This window comes from Dethiosulfatibacter sp., from assembly GCF_983023055.1.
Window position 1 is genome coordinate 1 of sequence record NZ_CEZJXU010000281.1, and the last position, 1,900, is coordinate 1,900.

Sequence of the window (1,900 nt, forward strand, 5' to 3'; positions counted from 1 at the left end):
ACTACTATTTTCGAGTTACAGATTCATATTGAAAAGCATAAGGAATATCTTCAACAGCTCGGTCGAGGATTTGGATATAAAAAGACTGCAAGCGCTTATATTTGCAAGAAAAAAGAGCGTGAAAGAAATGCATCAAAATTATATTGAAGATTTAATTCAGCAAAATGAAGAAAATATAGATGACCAAGTATCAATAAAACAGTAGAAAAGAAAAAATAGTCTGTCGGTATTTTTGCGATTTTTTGTGTTATATATAAGGCTTTTCATTGAGTGGATAAATCGATTAATTTGGGGTAGAAATAATAAATGTGGAGTTGTAGTATAAAATATCAAAAAATAAAAATAAAGAAAGAAGGAGAAAAATATGTTTAAAATAAGGAATTTTGAGGATAATGACGATGTAAAAATTTTAGAAGAATCAGGAGCGTTTAAGGTAGTAGAATATCAAAGAGATTTAAGTGTAAATCATTTGACAGCTCAAACTGCTTATTATGCTTCTGAAATGAATGTTAGAAGAAGACAGTTGGTTTGCGATGTAAGCCTTTCTAACATTACGATTCAAGCAGGAGCCATGCAGTGGATGGCTGGTAATGTAAAAGCCACAACAGGTATCAAAGGGGTAGGAGATCTTATTGGGAAAACGTTTAGAGGAAAGATTACAAAAGAATCTGCAATAAAGCCTGAGTACACAGGAACCGGTAAACTTGTATTAGAGCCAACATATAAGCATATTTTACTTATTGATGTTGATGACTGGAATCGTTCAATAGTAATTGAAGATGGTTTGTTTTTAGCTTGTGATTCAGAATTAAAGCATAAAGCTGTTATGAAGTCAAATCTTTCATCTGCTGCATTAGGTGGAGAAGGACTTTTTAACCTTGGACTTTCTGGTGGTGGAGTTGTTGCACTTGAATCATATGTACCGAGAGAGGAACTAATAGAAATAGAGTTGGAAGAGGATGAGTTGAAAATTGATGGTAATATGGCGATTGCTTGGTCTGGCAGCTTGAAATTCACAGTAGAAAGGTCAGGAAAAACACTTATTGGTTCAGCTGCTTCGGGAGAAGGTTTAGTTAATGTATATCGTGGAACAGGGAAAGTTTTAATGGCGCCAGTTATTCGATAAAAGGAATAGTCTAGTTTTTAAAGCTTTACAATTTGGATACTTGATTATATACTACAGTAATATTAAATATATTATAATAATTTAGGAGGACAATCGTGAAAATTATTTCTAATGTGGAAACAGCTAATGAAATTAAAAAAATTATTACTGCCAAAACAGGCCAACCTAGTAATGTAAGAATTTATGTTGCAGGAATGGGTTGATCAGGTCCAAGTTTTGGATTAGCTCTGGATGAGCTAAAAGATGAAGATAAGTCATATGATTTTGAGGAAATAAATTTTGTCATGGAAGGTCTTGTACATGATCAATTTGGTGATTTCAAAGTTGAATACAGCGGTGGCGGTTATATGGTAGTGCCAGTTAACCAATCACCGAGTGAATGTGGGTCTTGCTCAGGTTCATGTTCATAAACTGTTTCAATTAAAAGTCAAGCAATCAAGTGAGAATTTTCACTTGATTGTTTTTTTGAATTGGTAGAAGACAGCATCGATTGCTTGATGAAAGCAATAATAGACTGGTAAGGACGTGAATTCGTATATATATGTGAGAGAAGAAACGGGCTTTGGACGGCACGGGTATCTTCTCTTTTTATTTTGTCTACAATATTACAATAAAGTGCGATATATGTTATACTAGTTTCAATAGTCTGTTGAAGTAACATTGTAGGCATTGCTGATGTTTTGCCAACATATCCTGCAGACTACATAATGAATCATTATGATACAAAAGGAGTAACACATATGGAAAATAATTCGATTGAACGAATGAAACAAT

General features: G+C 33.4%; 2 protein-coding genes. Both read left to right on the plus strand.

The genetic code is table 11. The features are described from left to right. On the plus strand, nucleotides 1–205 hold a 205-nt coding region (locus AC3AX0_RS09615; RefSeq protein WP_487550073.1), incomplete at its 5' end, for a hypothetical protein. Nucleotides 206–364: 159 nt separating this feature from the next. After that, nucleotides 365–1,126, plus strand: coding sequence for an AIM24 family protein (locus tag AC3AX0_RS09620; RefSeq protein ID WP_487550074.1), 762 nt, complete (start codon nucleotides 365–367; stop codon nucleotides 1,124–1,126). Nucleotides 1,127–1,900 lie beyond the last annotated feature (774 nt).

Coding starts and splice junctions, on each gene's coding strand:
- AC3AX0_RS09620 (WP_487550074.1), top strand. CDS start 365: ATGTTTAAAATAAGGAATTTTGAGGATAATGACGATGTAAAAATTTTA.